Source organism: Rhizobium sp. WSM4643 (assembly GCF_025152745.1).
Lineage (GTDB): Bacteria > Pseudomonadota > Alphaproteobacteria > Rhizobiales > Rhizobiaceae > Rhizobium > Rhizobium leguminosarum_I.
Genome location: NZ_CP104040.1, coordinates 3,404,092 through 3,419,113, shown reverse-complemented (window position 1 = coordinate 3,419,113; position 15,022 = coordinate 3,404,092). Strand labels below are relative to the sequence as shown.

Here is a 15,022-nt window from a genome sequence, read left to right as displayed (position 1 = left end):
ATGGCGGATTTTATTGCAGTCATTCGGCGGGCCGTCGACGGCCTGGCTGAAAATACCCCTGAGATGCGGGTGAAAGTCTACGAACGTGCCCGCGGCGCAGTGCAGCGGCAGCTCGAGAACATGAAGCCGCGTCCGCCGGAAGCCATGCTGCAACGCCAGCTCGAAAAGCTCGAGGCCGCCATCCGCGAAGTGGAAGGCGAACACTCCGAGGCTTTGCCGCTCGATGCGCCGGTTGCGGACGTCACCCCGCCGGAATCCTTCGAAGGACAAGCGGTTCACGACGAAAACGAACCGGCGTCGACGCCGAAGACGGCTGTCGAGGAACCGGTCTACGAAGCCTATGCGGAACCGCAGGCGGCCGAGGCCGCCGACGAGCCCGATCACGTGGAAGCCGCCGCGCCAGAGGAAGCTGACGAAGAGGTCGCTGCCGAGGAGCCCCCTTCCGCGGAAGAACCTGTTCCCGCCGAAATCCCTGTTGCCGCCGAGACAGCGATTTTGCCGGAGACATCCGGTGCCGCCGAAACATACTGGCACCCCTCGCATGAGGAGGAAGCGCCGGCCGAGGAATGGCATGCCAGTGAGGCGCGCGACGTCGCTGCCGAGGATGTGCCCGCCGGATATGACGGCTGGGAGGCGCCTGCCGAGCATCGCAGCGAGCAAGCCGACGAAGACCGTGCTGATGAGCATCATCCCGTGGAAGCCGAAGAGATCGCGGCCGAACCGGCGGCGGCGGAAAGCGGGGGACCGGAGGCCGAGGAGGCTTACGAGCCCGTTGAGCCGTTGCAGCCGATCACCCGCGGCATAGACCATGCATCCAACCGGCTGGTGGAGCCGGTCGCCGATTTCGATCGTCCGCAGGAATTTGTCGAGCACAGCCGCGAGGAGCCGTTGCAGGGCGCCGCGGCGGCGCATTTCGACCCCGTCTGGACCGAACCCGTTGCCGAAACGCCGGCCCCGGCGCCCAAGGATGCGGAGACCGAATGGGCGGAAGAGGAACTCAGGCAATATTCGGAGACGGCGCCGGCACCGATTACGGCCGATGCCTCGGCGCGCGCGTTCGAGGAGGTGATATCGAGCCTCGAAAAAGTGGCACCCGCGGCCGTCATGCCGGCCGCCAAGGAAAGTTTTTCCTGGGAGACGGCTGCGTTCGACGATCTGCCGCCGATTGAGGCAGGCAGCAATAAGAAGACGCCGGTCGCCTCGCATTTCGACGATGTCGATATCTTCGCGGAAGTGCACAACGGCAAGCCGGCGCCTGCCAGCAGCGCGCCGAGCGAGGCCTGGCGAGAGGCGAAGGCGCTGCGCGGCTACGACCGCCGCGGCTCTGTCGCCGCTGATGACGATGACGCCGATCCGTCGATGGATATCGATCAGATTGTTGCCTCCAAGCTGCAGGGCAAGAGCTTTCGTATCGAGCCGAAGCGCCGCCGCTTCGGCATCGGCACCGTGATCACGCTCATCTTCGCACTCATCCTGATCGGTGGCGGCGGCTATGCCGGCTGGACGAACAGGGAGGCGCTGGTGGCGATGGTCGACGGGCTCGTCAGCTCGGCACCGTCGCAGGCGACCAGGAACGAGGCGGCAACGCCGCCGGATCGCTCGGCGACGCCTGCTCAGGCCGGCGCGGTGACGCCAGGCCAGCCAGGCGCGGTGACGCCAGCCCAGCCGACCACACCAGGAGCGCAGAATACCCCAGCGACGCCGGCGCAGCCGAACCCGAACCCGCAGGTAGCGTCAATGAATAACGACGGCGCTGCGGCCAATTCGAAATTCACCCAACGGCTGCTGACCGATGGGACCGAGGTCGACAGCGGACCGGCGACTGTGCCGGGAACGCCGACCGCGGAAGGAAAATCGGTCGCCGAACAGAATGTCGCGGCAGCAGATACGCCGCCTGCCAGCGCGCAGGGCGATGCGGCACCCGCCGAAACGCGGACGCCGAACGGTCCGGTGGCATCGCCGCAGCAGACCGCACCCGTCGGTTCGTCGCAAAAGATGTTTCTCTATGAGGAGCGCATCGGCCAAAGCTCGCCGACGGCGATCGAGGGATCGGTCGTCTGGAGCGTGCAGCACGAGGCCGGCCAGGACGGCCGGCAGGAGGCGACAGTGCAGGGCAACGTTACCGTTCCCGAGCGCAATCTCTCGGCGCTCGTCACCTTCAAACGCAATTCCGATCCGTCGCTCCCGGCAAGCCATCTGGTCGAGATCGTCTTCTCGGTGCCGCCGAATTTCGAAGGCGGCAGCATCGAAAGCGTCCAGCGCATCTCGATGAAGCGCACGGAACAGGATCGCGGCGATGCGCTGATTGCGGTTCCGGCCAAGATCACCGACGATTTCCACATGATCGCGCTCAACGACTACCCCGATGCGCGCAAGGCCAATCTCGACCTGATGTCGACCCGCAATTGGATCGATATTCCGATTACCTACCGCAACGGCCGCCGCGCGCTGCTGACGATGGAGAAGGGCGGTACGGGGACGGACGCCTTCAATACCGCGATCAAGGAATGGACCGCACTCGGGGATGTCTCGACGAGCCAGTGATGGCTTTTCCCAGGTGCAGCAGAGATCAATGAAAAGGCGGGCTGCAAGGCCCGCCTTCAATTCTATCATGCGGCAGGTTTTATGCCGTGGCTTCGACGACGCGGACGGCCTTGGCGCGTTCCAGGGCTTCCTTGCGCACGGCGTCCTGCACCTTTTCGAAGGCGCGAACCTCGATCTGTCGGACGCGTTCGCGGCTGATGTCGAACTCGGTCGAAAGGTCTTCCAGGGTCACCGGATCCTCGGCGAGGCGGCGAGCCTCGAAGATGCGGCGTTCACGCTCGTTCAGCACGCTCATCGCTTTCGCCAGCATGCGCCGGCGAGTTTCGAGTTCGTCCTGTTCGATCAGCACGTCTTCCTGGCTGTCATGGTCGTCCACCAGCCAATCCTGCCACTGGCCGCCATCACCTTCGGCTGCCTTGATCGGCGCGTTCAGCGAGGCGTCGCCGGAGAGGCGGCGGTTCATCGAAATGACCTCTTCCTCCGAGACGTTTAGCTTAGTGGCAATTTCCGAGACGTGCTCCGGCTTCAGATCGCCGTCATCAATTGCCTGGATGCGTCCCTTCAGCCGGCGCAGATTGAAGAACAGACGCTTCTGGTTGGCAGTCGTGCCCATCTTCACCAGCGACCACGAGCGCAGGATATATTCCTGGATCGAGGCCTTGATCCACCACATGGCATAGGTGGCGAGGCGGAAGCCGCGCTCGGCATCAAACTTCTTGACGGCCTGCATCAGGCCGACATTACCCTCGGAGACGACTTCGCCGATCGGCAGGCCATAGCCGCGATAACCCATCGCAATCTTCGCGACGAGGCGAAGATGGCTGGTGACCAGCTTGTGGGCAGCGTCGCGGTCGCCATGCTCGGCATAACGCTTTGCGAGCATGTATTCTTGCTGCGGCTCCAGCATCGGGAACTTGCGGATTTCGTCGAGGTAACGGTTGAGACCGGCTTCGCCGGCGGTGATGGACGGCAAGGTATTTCGGGCCATAGTGCACCCTCCTAAAGTGAATTCCGGTTCCCGATGGAAACGCATCCTCGCGTTAAAAAAGGCAAACCGGGGCGTGCGGCTCTCTTCGAGCCCGCACTAAGTCAATATATAGATAAGTGTGGCGAAACAGCGGTTCAAGATGCCGCTCATGCAGGTGTGAGGCGGGCAGGCGACATTTCAGAGCCGCCTTTATTGGCGCAGCGCCTCGATCAGTTCGACCATATCATCCGGCAGCGGCACTTCGAAATGCATGATTTCGCCGGTGCGGGGATGCTCGAACTGCAGCATGAAGGCATGCAGCGCCTGGCGGCCAAAACCGTTGACGACCTTGCGGATCCCTTCCGGCAGGAGATTGGCCTTGGTCTTGAAGCCGGCGCCGTAAACCGCGTCGCCGAGCAGCGGATGGCCGATATGGGCCATATGGACACGGATCTGGTGGGTGCGGCCGGTTTCGAGGCGGCACTCGACCAGCGAGGCGAACGCGGTTGCGTCCGGCTTCTCATGGAAGCGCTCGATCACCTGGTAGTGCGTGATCGCCTCGTCGGCGTCCTGACTGTCGGGGCGCTTGACGGCGCGGCGCGTGCGGTCGCCGGTGGCGCGGCCGAGCGGCGCGTCGACCGTGCCCGACAGCGTGCGGGGCCGGCCCCAGACGATTGCCTGATAGGCCCGCTCCAGCGGCATGGTGCGGCCATGGTCGGCAAATTGCAGCGACAGGTGACGATGAGCGATGTCGTTCTTGGCGACGACCATCACGCCTGTCGTGTCCTTGTCAAGACGGTGGACGATGCCGGGGCGGCGCACGCCGCCGATGCCGGAGAGCGTATCGCTGCAATGGTGGATCAGCGCGTTGACCAGTGTCCCCGTCCAGTTGCCGGCGCCGGGATGGACGACGAGACCGGAAGGCTTGGAGATGACGATGACATCGTCGTCCTCATGGAGGATATCGAGCGGGATGTCCTCGCCCTGCGGCGTCGGGTCTTCCGGCTCGGGCAGCGTGAGTTCGAAATTGTCGCCGGTGCGCACCTTGCGCTGCGGGTCGGTAACGGGTTCGCCGCGCAGAAAAACCTGGCCGTCCTTGATCAACGCCTTGATGCGGCTGCGCGAAAATTCCTCGCCGACTTGCGCCGTCAGCCAGGCGTCCAACCGGCCTTCGGCAGTTTCATCGGCGGTCAGGACTTTTCTATTGCCGGCTGCTTGTTTAAAGGGGTCGCTCAAGACGCTTCTTCTCCGACGTATTTTTAGAACGGGATGCACAGATGACAGCAATCGAGCCAGACGACCAGGAAGAGAAGCCCCTTGATCCGGCGATGGAAAGTGTCCGGCGCAAGATGGTCCGCCTGCAGATCGTTTCCGGCGCCATCATGTTCGTGAGCCTTATGGCGGTCTTCGGCGCGGTTGTCTACAAGGTGATGCACAGCGAACCGAAGGAGACGGCGTCCGCTGTTGCCGCCTCCGGCGTACCCTCGGATGCGCCGCTTGCGGCGACCGTTTCCCTGCCGCTCGGCTTCAAGGTGCAGTCCACCTCGTTTTCATCAGGGCAGATCCTGTTCTACGGCGAAACGGCCGAGGGCAAGAGCAAGGCGCTGGTTTACGATCTCAGGACCGGCCGGACGGTTGCCGACGTCACTGTCGCGGGCAATTGAAACCGGCATGGCCGCCGTTCCGATCGACATCAACAGCGCCGACGATCCACGCGTCGCTGAATTCCGCGCGATCCGCGAGCGCGACCTGACGGGCCGAGAGAACCGCTTCATCGCCGAGGGCACCGTCGTGCTGCGCATGCTCGCCGAGGCGCATGCGGCAGGCCGCGGCTTTTTCGCCGAGAAGATCCTGCTGCTGCGCAATCGTGTCGAGGGCGTCCTGCCCGTCCTGGAGCGGTTTCCGGCCGACGTGCCGGTCTATGTCGCCGGGTCTGATGTGCTCGACGGCGTCGTCGGTTTCCACCTGCACCGCGGCGTTCTCGCGCTCGGCCGGCGGGAGGATCGCGGCGAGGCGGCACTTCTCGACGCGCTGCCGGAACGCGCGCTGGTGCTTGTCGGTTGCGGCATTTCCAATCACGACAATGCCGGCTCGATGTTCCGCAATGCGGCCGCCTTCCAAGCGGACGCGGTGCTGCTCGACGAAACCTCCTGTGATCCACTCTACCGCAAGGCGCTGCGTGTCTCGGTCGGTTCGGTGCTGAGTGTTCCGCATCGGCGTGGCGGCAAGGCCTTGGATGTGCTCCTGGCGCTTGCCGAACGGGGCTTTGCCATCTGGACGCTTTCGCCGCACGGCAAGACCGATATCCGCGCCATTCCGGCCTCGACGCGGATGGCGCTCGTCGTCGGCACCGAGGGCGAGGGGTTGCCGGAGGCGCTGCTTGAGCGGTTCCGGAGCGCGCGCATTCCACAGTCGGAGGAACTCGACAGTCTCAATGCCGCGACGGCGACGGGGATCGCGCTGTTTTCCATGGCCTCCGCGATGGGGCGGATTTAGCGGATTTAGCCTATACGCCCGAAAGTCGGAATCGATTTTTGGGATTATGCCAATTCAAAATGATGGCGCGCCGCTCGTCCTATCCGACGCGCGCCGCGCTAAGGCGTCAGCGCGGGGGATCGGCGATGATCGCCGCCGCTCTGTCGGCAAGGCTGACGCGATCGTTGGGGTTCTTTTCCGCGGCATCTGCGAGCAGCGTGCGGATCGGCGAGGAAGGCCCCTCGTTGAGTGCGGTCAGCGCCACCATATTGGCGGCGATCGAGGCGATCTCCTCGCGGATCGCGCCATCGCGCCCGGTTACGGCCTTTGCCTTTTGCAGGCGCTCGGCAAGGGCGGCGCTGCGCTTGCGGACATCCTCGGCCATCTCGGCCGTCATGGCGGCGGTGTTGAGCGCGGATGCGGTCGTGTCTTCGGCCATCATTTCCGCCGGCAGCTCCGCGACCATGCCGGCAAGGCCGGCGTCGCGCAATACCCGGTTGACCTTGCGGATCTCTGCGTTAGCGGCCTTCAACTGCTCCTTCAATTTGGCGATCTCCTGCTGGCGGCGAACGACCAGAGTTTCCTTTTCGGTGGCGGAAGCGCTCTCGCGCGCGGCCTTATCCTCCAGGCGGATCACCATATGCTGCTGTTGCATCAGTTTCTGTTCGGCATCCTTGGCGCGCTTCTGCAGCAAGTTGACATCCTGACGCAGGGTATCGCGTTCATCACGCAGCGCGTTGACGCGGAATTTCAGGCTCTCTGCCTCGGTTTCGCGCGCAGCCAGGTCGATCCTCAGCCCATCGACCTGTTCACCGAGTTTGCTCAGCCGCGTCCGCATCGTCGCCAGTTCGCTCTCCTTGCTGGCAGCGGACTGCTCGGCAATATGCAGGTTGGTCTTCAACTGGCTGATATAGTTCTCGTCCTTGCGCAGATGCGAGCGCTGGTCGGCGGCCTCGACATGCATCTCGCCGATCTGGGTCTGCAATTCGCCGATCTCGGCGGCAAGCCTGCCGGCATCGACGGCGAGTGCGTCATGACGAAGCTGGAGCGACAGGGATTTCTCGCGCTCACGCAGAAGATCCTGGGCCGTGCGGGCATTTTCGGCGGCGTAGAGCGCACGCACCATATCCTTCTGGGCGCGAACCTCCTGAGGGCTCAGCGGCATCGTCGCTTTCAGCCGGTTCTCGGTATACCAGACAATGCGGCGGTGAACGGCGGGCGAGACCAAAAAGACAAGGAAGGCCGCGGTCAGGAAGCCCAATCCGAACAAAAGAGCATATTCGATCACGGCGCGGCCATCGGTAAGAAGGTTGATACGGCGTCAGCCGCGATAATTAAGCACGCATGACACGCATGGCAAGGCCGCCGGTGTGAGCGGCGGCAGATTCCGGTGGCTTTGCGGCCTCAGAAAGGGTTCCAGGTCGGCGCCTGGGTGATCTTGAGATAGCCGACATTGATGCCCAGGCGGGCGCCGACGCCGGTGCGGATCGGCACGACCAGCACGTCGTTGTTCTTGAGCAAGGTCATACCGAAGCCGGCGATCACATAGGCCGAGCCGCTGACGCCGCCGAAGCGCGCATAGATGCCGTTGACGGAGGGCAGGTCGTAGACCAGCATCATCACGCGCGAGCCCTGGCCACCGTAATCGAGACCGAGCGAAGGTCCCTGCCAGTAGAGATTATGTTCACCAGCGTTCTTGGTGTTCAGCTGGCCTTCGCCATAGGTAAGACCGGCGATGAAGGCGCCGCCGCCTTCCTGTCCGAGGATATATCCGTTTGGCAGGCCGTATTTCTGGAACGCACTCTCGACGACCTTGGCAAGTCCGCCGCTGGCGGAACCGAAGAAGGAGTGGCCGGCGTCGACGATTTCCTGAATCGTGTACTGGCCGTTGTCCTGGGCGGTGGCCGGCCCGGCAACCATCAGCGAGGAGAAGACGAGGGCCGAAAGCAACCTGAAGAAGCCGATGAATCGGTGCGGAAATCGAAGGCGCATGGTGTCATCCGTTCGTCGTTTGGCTTGGAGCGGGCAACCGCTCGCGGCGATTGGTGCATTTTGCCCCGATGATCTTAACAATCGGTTTACCAAATATGGTGTCATTATGGCGCCGAGTACGATCGCAAACTTCGCGCAATTTTGATGAAGCATATTCCGGGCGCGATGAAATTGCCGCCCCTCAGGAGACGATGATGTCCAAGAACCCAAATCTTACTCTGTCTGGCCCGGATCTGGCCGCGCTTCTTTGCAGCCGCGTTTGCCACGATGTTATCTCGCCCGTCGGCGCAATCAACAACGGCCTGGAACTCCTGGATGAAGGCGGCGCCGATTCCGATGCGATGGACCTGATCCGCACCAGCGCGCTCAACGCTTCCGTCCGCTTGAAGTTTGCACGCCTGGCCTTCGGCGCATCGGGTTCCGTCGGAGCCTCGATCGACACCGGCGAAGCCGAACGCGCTGCCAAGGATTTCGCCGTCGCCGAGAAGAAGACCGAAGTGATCTGGAACGGACCGCGCGCCATCGTCGCCAAGAACCGTGTCAAGCTGCTGCTCAACCTCTTCCTCGTTGCCTATTCCGCCATTCCGCGCGGCGGCGTGCTCGAGGTAACGCTCGAAAATCCCGAGTTCGATGCCAGGTTCAGGCTCACGGCCAAAGGCAAACTGATGCGCTTGCCGCCGAAATTCGTCGAGATATCGACCGGCACCATCGAGGAGGCGATCGACGCCCATTCGATCCAGCCCTATTACACCGTGCTTCTGGCGCAGGAGTGCGGGATGACGCTTGAGCACAGCGCCAGTGCCGACGAACTGGTGTTCACGGCGGTGGCCGCGGCAGCCTGATTTCGGAGCGCGGACGCGTGCCTGGGCTCGTCCGGTAACGATTCCTTAGCCTGATGGACCTATTCTCCAGGGTTGTAAGAGGCCTCTTGCTACGACGAATGCGGGGGCAAAGGAGCGGCCATGCAAAGGTTCATGATCACCGATAATTCGGACATCGTCCGCAAGGTCGGCAAGCGCATTCTCTCCGAACTCGACTTTCTCGTCAGCGAAGCTTCCAACGCCGGCGAGGCGCTGCAGCGCTGCCAGGCGGAGCTGCCGGAATATCTGATCGTCGATTCCGGCATGGAAGGTGCGCTTGACCTCATCGCCGCCATCCGCGCCATGGAGGGCGGCAAAGAGGTCAAGATCTATTACTGCGTCGTCGAGGCGGATCTGAAGAAGCTGATGGCAGGCAAACGGGCCGGTGCCACCGACTTTCTGCTGAAGCCGTTCGATCGCAAGATCCTGACCGCCGTTTTCGGAAACCGCGCGATCGCCGCCTGACCGGCGCGGCCTCTTTCCCCGCCGATGTCGGCGTCCCTGGAGCATGACGCCGAAAGTGCAAGCACGTTCGACGGCTGCCAAGTTCTATTTTCTTCATCGAGATACAGGGCACTTCAGGCTGATCCAGCCTAAGATCCTCTACATCAGGTGAGTCTCGCCCATCGTAAGCAGAAACGAAAAATCCCGCCGAAAAGGCGGGATCTTCGTTTGTCCGATAAGGGGATCGGAAAAATATCAGGCGGTTTCGGCGTATTCGGCACCATCCGGCTCGCGAAGAACGTAACCGCGGCCCCAGACGGTCTCGATGTAGTTGGCACCGCCGGCAGCATTGGCGAGCTTTTTGCGGAGCTTGCAGATGAAGACGTCGATGATCTTCAGTTCCGGCTCGTCCATGCCGCCGTAGAGGTGGTTCAAGAACATTTCCTTGGTGAGGGTGGTGCCCTTGCGGAGCGAAAGCAGCTCCAGCATCTGATATTCCTTGCCCGTCAGATGGACGCGCTGGCCGCCGACTTCCACAGTCTTGGCATCGAGGTTGACGATCAACTCGCCGGTCATGATGACCGACTGGGCATGGCCCTTGGAGCGGCGGACGATGGCGTGGATACGGGCGACGAGCTCGTCCTTGTGGAACGGCTTGGTCATGTAGTCGTCGGCGCCGAAGCCGAGGCCACGAACCTTGTCTTCGATGCCGGCCATGCCCGACAGAATGAGGATCGGTGTCTTGACCTTGGACAGTCGGAGAGTGCGAAGCACCTCATATCCGGACATGTCGGGCAGGTTCAGATCGAGAAGGATGATGTCATAATCATACAGCTTGCCCAGATCGACGCCTTCTTCACCGAGATCGGTGGTATAAACATTGAAACTCTCTGATTTCAGCATCAACTCGATGCTCTGCGCCGTCGCGCTGTCATCCTCGATTAGAAGTACCCGCATAATTATCCCCTTTACCGCCGCCGAAAGGTGGTCTGGCCCCCTACACGATACCGAACACGCTACGTGATTTGAAAGCTGCCACGAAATGGTTAACAAATTCTAATTCACTCTGGCAAGGAGTATCGAATTTATTAAACAATTTTTCCATTTCTCTGTTTTCCAATAGGAATCTCAAAAAGGCGTCCCTCTACTTTAACATTAGGAAACAGCGCTAAGTGATTCATCCGACTCGCCAATGAAAAGGTTCGAATTTCATGCCGCGGCATTTACCGACCCTTAAATCATCGGGCCTATCATTAACGATGCCCGTAAACGAAAGGTTACCAGCGGTAGGTATTTGTTAATATCGCAGGAAATTTTTTAGCAAACCGTGTCAAAGCGGCGCGCAGGGCGGTTTCAAGTTGAGCCGGGGTCTCGCATCACGGGAGTAATGCGTATGAAGTCGCGAGAAAGTCTCGTTCGCCTGAAGGAATTTCAGGTGAATGAAAAACGACGTCAGTTGCAGCAGTTGCAGATGATGATGTCCGAATTCGAACGGATGACGAAGGATCTGGAGAGCCAGATCGTCGTCGAGGAAAAGAAGTCCGGTATATCAGACCCGAATCACTTTGCTTATCCGACCTTCGCCAAGGCCGCGCGTCAGCGGGCTGACAACCTGCAGGTTTCGATCAAGGAACTGAAGATGCAGGAAGAGACGCTGGAAATGGCGCTCGAGGAGATGCAGGCGGAATATGCAAGGGCCACAGCGCTGGAAGAGCGTGACGGCGCCGCCCGCGCAAGGGCGTAAGAGAAACGGCGGGCGCCGGCTTCGGCGCTCTGGCATCGCCACTGAGAAGCCATGTATGATGGGCGCGCTGTCCGTCATACATGGCTTTTGGTGTTTGCGCCTTGGGGCGGCTCTCGCCGAAATCGAGGTTGTCACGCCGCGAGCGATGGAAGACGCTAGGTCCAAAGCGGGTCACATCGAGCGTGATTCACACGATGCGATTGCATTTTTTGCGCGTGTCCCAAAACCGCTGCGTGTCTTTGAGCCCGCGCATTAGAGCGCCGCGGGCCCTTCCGGACACGCAAAAGGACGCTCTAACTCTTTCAATCTCGCATCGTGCTTTTCCGAAAATCGATACCGATTTTCGGGCCAATGGACTAAAGCGCGTTGCGATCTTTCAGATTCGCTCCTTGCGCTTTAGGTCCTTGTTTTTACGCATCTAGTTCACGACGTCTTTCCATTCCGGATGGCGTTGCGCCTGCGCCTTGAAGAAGGGGCAAAGCGGGATGATCTTCCAGCCACCGGTGCGGGCTGCTTCCACAGCATGGAGCGCCAACGCCTGGCCGACACCCTTGCCGCGCAGCGCATCGGGAACGCCCGTGTGATCGATGATGACGAGCTTCGGCGATGTGCGTGAATAGGTCATCTCCGCCTCGTGTCCTTCGACCTCGGCCGCATAACGGCCGCCGGAGGCGCCTTCCTCGTTTCGAATGTCCATTGTCTTTCCTCGTAACGGATTTGTCTTGGCGGACCGTGACATGGCGGCGCGGTCATGCCAAGCCGTGGAGGCAATAGAGGCAGGAGACGGAGTGTTCATGCAAAATATAGGGTCGATACGAGGTTCGCGGCAATGAAGGCGCTTTCGATGATTCGCCCCGTGCTTCTCGTGGCCGCGCCGTTCTTCCTGGCGCTCGGCCTCGTCTTACCGCTGGTCCGTTTCGAGACTCTATATTTCTTCGACGACACGCCGTCGCTCATCGAAATCATCGTCTCGCTTTGGCAAGGCGGGGATGGGCTGCTGGCGGCGATCGTCGCGTTGGTTTCGATCCTGCTCCCGCTTCTGAAGATGATCGGCATCACAGCTGAGGCGATGGGGATCGCCGCAGAAGCGCCGGCCGCCGGCAGCGGGGTCGGCAGCCTGTTCTATCGTCGCGTCGTACCGCATCTGTCCAAGTGGTCGATGATGGACGTGCTGCTGGTTGCGATCGTCATTGCGGCGGCGAAGACGACTGGGCTGGCCGACGCCTTCACGCAGCCCGGCCTCTGGTGCTACGCGGCCTCGTCAATGATTTCGGGCCTTCTTCATTCCCTCATGGGAGATGCGTCCGGCCCGAAATAGATGTCGTCGATGCTGGCGCGTGATCAGTGACGATATTGCTGAATGCGCGTGGTGCGCAGGCCGGCGAGACCGTGACTGTTGATCGACGACTGCCAGGAGAGGAATTCTTCGACCGTGAGCGTATAACGCTCGCAGGCCTCTTCCAAGCTCAACAAGCCACCGCGAACAGCCGCGACAACCTCTGCCTTCCGGCGAATCACCCAGCGCCGCGTATTGGGCGGCGGAAGATCCGCAATCGTCAGGGGGCTGCCATCGGGGCCGATGACATATTTCACTCGGGGACGTATCATTTCGGTCATTGGACTCTCTACACAACGCAAGACCACGAGCCCCACTCTAGCCTGCCACATTTAAAAATTGCCTAAACCCATCGTAAGACTTTGATAACAAATTTAGACGCCCGGCCCTGGCCGGCGATTTGGAGCGGCCGCTTGCCGCTACGGGAATTTGTGGCGCCTGCATGGGAGCCATGTGGATAAATATTAGCTGTTTTCCCGGGATGATCTTATCAGCGCTGCAACATAAGAATGAGCGCAAGACTTCGTCTCCGTTCTTCCCGCTGTATCAGTCCAGTCGCTTTTTGATGCTTCGTGTCCTCGGGATGCGAGGCAGAAGCCATCTTTGCTGATGCTCCGGCGCGAGCTTCTCGCCGCCGGCAGCGAGGCCGAGCCGAAGCTGGCTATATGAGGATTACGAAGATGAAAAGACCTGAGCGCGCAGTCGACGACTGCGCTGAGGATGCTGTATTTTCGCCTTCGCAGGCCGATGGCGCCGGGGTTTCGTTCAATGATGGCAACGATCGGCTCGGCGAGATGGCGAAGCTTGCGGGCTTCGATTTCTATCTGCTCTCGGCTTTCCCGCGGGCGACGGTACCGCTTTCACCGAAAACCGGCTGATCAGCAAATGGCCGCAAAGCCTTGTCGGCTTTTACGAGGCCGCCGATCTCTTCTATTGCGGCAGACTGGTGACTGCGATGAAGCGCGATCGTGCCGATCTTCTGCGAGGAGGGGGCGTTTGCGGGCAGCGCCGCCAATCAGGAAAACCGCAAACTCAACACGCTCTTTCAGATGCAAGGGCTGAAGAATACCTTCGCCTTCGCGCTACACGACGCTGACCTGAAATAATACATCTTCGTCTTCTCAGGCGGCCGTCCTATGCCCACACGGGAGCAGGCTATGGCGCTGCTCTACGGCTGCATGGAGCTTCTGGACAAAGTTTCGCGCAATGGCAGCGGGGAAGACGGTCCGTCGGAGGCGCTTACCCGGCGCGAAATCGAATGCTTGCGACGCTGGCTGATTCCTTTAATGGGAATCGATTTAAGGAATCAGCCAGCAATTCAAAGTGCTACAGCGTCCTTTGCGCGTCTAAAAAGACGCGCGGCGCTGTAGTCGGCGGCCGGCAAGAGCAGCGACGAGATCGCGATCGTTCTCGATCTCTCGTCGCATACGGTGGCAGGTTATCTGAAGAGCGCGATGCGCAAGCACGATTCGGTCAATCGCATGCAGGCGGTCGCCAGAGCATTCCGGTACCGGCTGCTCTAAAGCGCGTTACATCGCGCGTTAGGTCTTTGTCTCATACATGTCGGTTTCCCAAAACCGCTGCACATTTGTGGGCGACATGCATAAGGCAGCCGGCCCCTTCTCACAAAGCTTAAAGCTTAGAAGCCTTTACCGCCGGTCAGCTCCGACACGACGGTTCCGACAATGATGCGGATGTCCATCCAGATCGAGAAATTCCCGACGTAGTAGAGATCGCTGGCAATGCGGGCGCGCGCCTTGGCCGGACGATCGGTCGGGCCGCGCAGGCCACGCATCTGGGCAAGACCGGTCATGCCTGGACGCATCGCATGGCGCTGATGGTATTCCGGTACGAGCTCTTCGTAGAGCACGCCGCCGGCGCGCATGCCGATTGCATGGCAACGCGGGCCGACGACCGACATATGGCCCAGCAGCACATTCAGCAGCTGCGGCAATTCATCGACATTCGTCCGGCGCAGAATGGCACCGATGCGGGTGACGCGCGGGTCGTCCTTGACCGTCTGGGCAACGCCGGAGACGTCGCAAAGGTCGGTGCGCATGGAACGGAACTTGTAGACCTTGATGGCCTTGCAGTTCTTGCCCCAGCGGGTCTGCTTGAAAAGCACTGGTCCCGGGCTGTCAAGCTTGATCAGCAGGGCGACGAACAGAAGGAAGGGGGCGAGGACGAGGAGGGCGCTCAACGACGAAAAAATGTCGAACGCCCGCTTCAGGACGAGATCCACCAACGGCGCCTGCGGCGCATCGCTATGGATAACAGGGGTCTGGATCTTCAGGCTCGGCTGCTGGCGGCGGCTCGGCCGGAAGGACTCTGTCGAAATGCTGTTGTTTAGTTCCGTGATGCTCAAGGATCGTACTCTGTTGTCTTCGAGGGGGCGCGGCGGCAATAGGCGATCAATGGTTAACCCTGTCACCAGGGCTGCACTCAGGTCTTAGTAACCCTACTAAAACGGAAAAATGCGACAATTGTGTAATGGTGTCCAGAGAAATATCGCATCGCAACAAATCTTTCGCACTTGCGTTAAGTTGAGGCAAGCTCATGATATTTCGTTAATAATTGGAATTTTGTCAAAGTTTTTAGGCCTTTGGCAGGGGTTCACCGGGGGTTGGCGACGTGCTGTTTCGACACGTTCACCGGGTCTC

At 60.8% G+C, this 15,022-nt stretch carries 15 protein-coding genes and 1 pseudogene; 8 read left to right on the top strand and 8 right to left on the bottom strand.

The genetic code is table 11. The features are described from left to right. On the top strand, positions 1-2,544 hold the full coding sequence (locus tag N1937_RS17155; protein WP_260056600.1) for a hypothetical protein: 2,544 nt from the start codon (positions 1-3) through the stop codon (positions 2,542-2,544). 79 nt (positions 2,545-2,623) lie between these two features. Here the strand turns inward: N1937_RS17155 and rpoH are convergent, their stop codons facing one another. Together rpoH and N1937_RS17145 are read right to left on the bottom strand one after the other, a co-directional pair. After that, entirely contained in the window at positions 2,624-3,532 is a 909-nt protein-coding gene (gene rpoH / locus N1937_RS17150; RefSeq protein ID WP_017961766.1) for an RNA polymerase sigma factor RpoH, read from the bottom strand. A gap of 189 nt (positions 3,533-3,721) precedes the next feature. Next, entirely contained in the window at positions 3,722-4,747 is a 1,026-nt protein-coding gene (locus tag N1937_RS17145) for an RluA family pseudouridine synthase (protein WP_260056599.1), read from the bottom strand. A 41-nt stretch (positions 4,748-4,788) separates the two neighbouring features. Here N1937_RS17145 and N1937_RS17140 point away from each other — a divergent pair, with 41 nt between their 5' ends. Both N1937_RS17140 and N1937_RS17135 read left to right on the top strand, forming a co-directional pair. After that, positions 4,789-5,175, top strand: a complete 387-nt coding sequence (locus N1937_RS17140) for a hypothetical protein (RefSeq protein WP_017965853.1) — start codon at positions 4,789-4,791, stop codon at positions 5,173-5,175. A 7-nt stretch (positions 5,176-5,182) separates the two neighbouring features. After that, the gene (locus N1937_RS17135; protein ID WP_260056598.1) at positions 5,183-6,007 is read left to right on the top strand and encodes a TrmH family RNA methyltransferase; all 825 of its coding nucleotides are present in this window, start codon (positions 5,183-5,185) and stop codon (positions 6,005-6,007) included. A 106-nt stretch (positions 6,008-6,113) separates the two neighbouring features. Here N1937_RS17135 and N1937_RS17130 read toward each other — a convergent pair whose 3' ends face one another. Together N1937_RS17130 and N1937_RS17125 are read right to left on the bottom strand one after the other, a co-directional pair. Further along, the gene (locus tag N1937_RS17130; protein ID WP_170257959.1) at positions 6,114-7,274 is read right to left on the bottom strand and encodes a hypothetical protein; all 1,161 of its coding nucleotides are present in this window, start codon (positions 7,272-7,274) and stop codon (positions 6,114-6,116) included. Between the two features lie 116 nt (positions 7,275-7,390). Beyond that, positions 7,391-7,978 carry a DUF1134 domain-containing protein gene (locus N1937_RS17125; RefSeq protein ID WP_170278836.1) on the bottom strand — a complete coding sequence of 196 codons (588 nt, stop codon included), beginning with the start codon at positions 7,976-7,978 and terminating at the stop codon, positions 7,391-7,393. A 194-nt stretch (positions 7,979-8,172) separates the two neighbouring features. On the opposite strand from N1937_RS17125, the gene chpT reads away from it, so the two are divergent. After that, complete coding sequence (chpT, locus tag N1937_RS17120; RefSeq protein ID WP_026154325.1) at positions 8,173-8,820, top strand: histidine phosphotransferase ChpT; 648 nt, start codon at positions 8,173-8,175, stop codon at positions 8,818-8,820. A 120-nt stretch (positions 8,821-8,940) separates the two neighbouring features. Continuing rightward, positions 8,941-9,303 (top strand): response regulator, encoded by a 363-nt coding sequence (locus tag N1937_RS17115; RefSeq protein WP_003542364.1) that lies wholly within the window; start codon positions 8,941-8,943, stop codon positions 9,301-9,303. A 234-nt stretch (positions 9,304-9,537) separates the two neighbouring features. Here N1937_RS17115 and ctrA read toward each other — a convergent pair whose 3' ends face one another. Next, entirely contained in the window at positions 9,538-10,239 is a 702-nt protein-coding gene (gene ctrA, locus N1937_RS17110) for a response regulator transcription factor CtrA (RefSeq protein WP_003542362.1), read from the bottom strand. A gap of 436 nt (positions 10,240-10,675) precedes the next feature. On the opposite strand from ctrA, the gene N1937_RS17105 reads away from it, so the two are divergent. Beyond that, complete coding sequence (locus tag N1937_RS17105) at positions 10,676-11,026, top strand: hypothetical protein (protein ID WP_024319371.1); 351 nt, start codon at positions 10,676-10,678, stop codon at positions 11,024-11,026. A 418-nt stretch (positions 11,027-11,444) separates the two neighbouring features. Here N1937_RS17105 and N1937_RS17100 read toward each other — a convergent pair whose 3' ends face one another. After that, positions 11,445-11,723: a GNAT family N-acetyltransferase gene (locus tag N1937_RS17100; RefSeq protein ID WP_017965846.1), complete on the bottom strand. Its 279-nt coding sequence runs from the start codon at positions 11,721-11,723 to the stop codon at positions 11,445-11,447. 54 nt (positions 11,724-11,777) lie between these two features. On the opposite strand from N1937_RS17100, the gene N1937_RS17095 reads away from it, so the two are divergent. Beyond that, complete coding sequence (locus tag N1937_RS17095) at positions 11,778-12,344, top strand: paraquat-inducible protein A (RefSeq protein WP_260056597.1); 567 nt, start codon at positions 11,778-11,780, stop codon at positions 12,342-12,344. Between the two features lie 23 nt (positions 12,345-12,367). Here the strand turns inward: N1937_RS17095 and sciP are convergent, their stop codons facing one another. Next, entirely contained in the window at positions 12,368-12,643 is a 276-nt protein-coding gene (gene sciP / locus N1937_RS17090; RefSeq protein WP_007533628.1) for a CtrA inhibitor SciP, read from the bottom strand. A gap of 399 nt (positions 12,644-13,042) precedes the next feature. On the opposite strand from sciP, the pseudogene N1937_RS17085 reads away from it, so the two are divergent. Then, positions 13,043-13,885, top strand: a pseudogene (locus N1937_RS17085) (response regulator transcription factor). Between the two features lie 116 nt (positions 13,886-14,001). Here the strand turns inward: N1937_RS17085 and N1937_RS17080 are convergent. After that, positions 14,002-14,727: a sugar transferase gene (locus N1937_RS17080; protein ID WP_170278839.1), complete on the bottom strand. Its 726-nt coding sequence runs from the start codon at positions 14,725-14,727 to the stop codon at positions 14,002-14,004. Between the last annotated feature and the right edge of the window lie 295 nt (positions 14,728-15,022).

Excerpts from the sequence above, each read along its gene's own strand:
- N1937_RS17125 (WP_170278836.1), bottom strand. The coding sequence starts at position 7,978 with ATGCGCCTTCGATTTCCGCACCGATTCATCGGCTTCTTCAGGTTGCTT.
- N1937_RS17140 (WP_017965853.1), top strand. The coding sequence starts at position 4,789 with ATGACAGCAATCGAGCCAGACGACCAGGAAGAGAAGCCCCTTGATCCG.
- chpT (WP_026154325.1), top strand. The coding sequence starts at position 8,173 with ATGTCCAAGAACCCAAATCTTACTCTGTCTGGCCCGGATCTGGCCGCG.
- N1937_RS17100 (WP_017965846.1), bottom strand. The coding sequence starts at position 11,723 with ATGGACATTCGAAACGAGGAAGGCGCCTCCGGCGGCCGTTATGCGGCC.
- N1937_RS17115 (WP_003542364.1), top strand. The coding sequence starts at position 8,941 with ATGCAAAGGTTCATGATCACCGATAATTCGGACATCGTCCGCAAGGTC.
- N1937_RS17105 (WP_024319371.1), top strand. The coding sequence starts at position 10,676 with ATGAAGTCGCGAGAAAGTCTCGTTCGCCTGAAGGAATTTCAGGTGAAT.
- N1937_RS17155 (WP_260056600.1), top strand. The coding sequence starts at position 1 with ATGGCGGATTTTATTGCAGTCATTCGGCGGGCCGTCGACGGCCTGGCT.
- rpoH (WP_017961766.1), bottom strand. The coding sequence starts at position 3,532 with ATGGCCCGAAATACCTTGCCGTCCATCACCGCCGGCGAAGCCGGTCTC.
- N1937_RS17095 (WP_260056597.1), top strand. The coding sequence starts at position 11,778 with ATGCCAAGCCGTGGAGGCAATAGAGGCAGGAGACGGAGTGTTCATGCA.
- sciP (WP_007533628.1), bottom strand. The coding sequence starts at position 12,643 with ATGACCGAAATGATACGTCCCCGAGTGAAATATGTCATCGGCCCCGAT.
- ctrA (WP_003542362.1), bottom strand. The coding sequence starts at position 10,239 with ATGCGGGTACTTCTAATCGAGGATGACAGCGCGACGGCGCAGAGCATC.
- N1937_RS17135 (WP_260056598.1), top strand. The coding sequence starts at position 5,183 with ATGGCCGCCGTTCCGATCGACATCAACAGCGCCGACGATCCACGCGTC.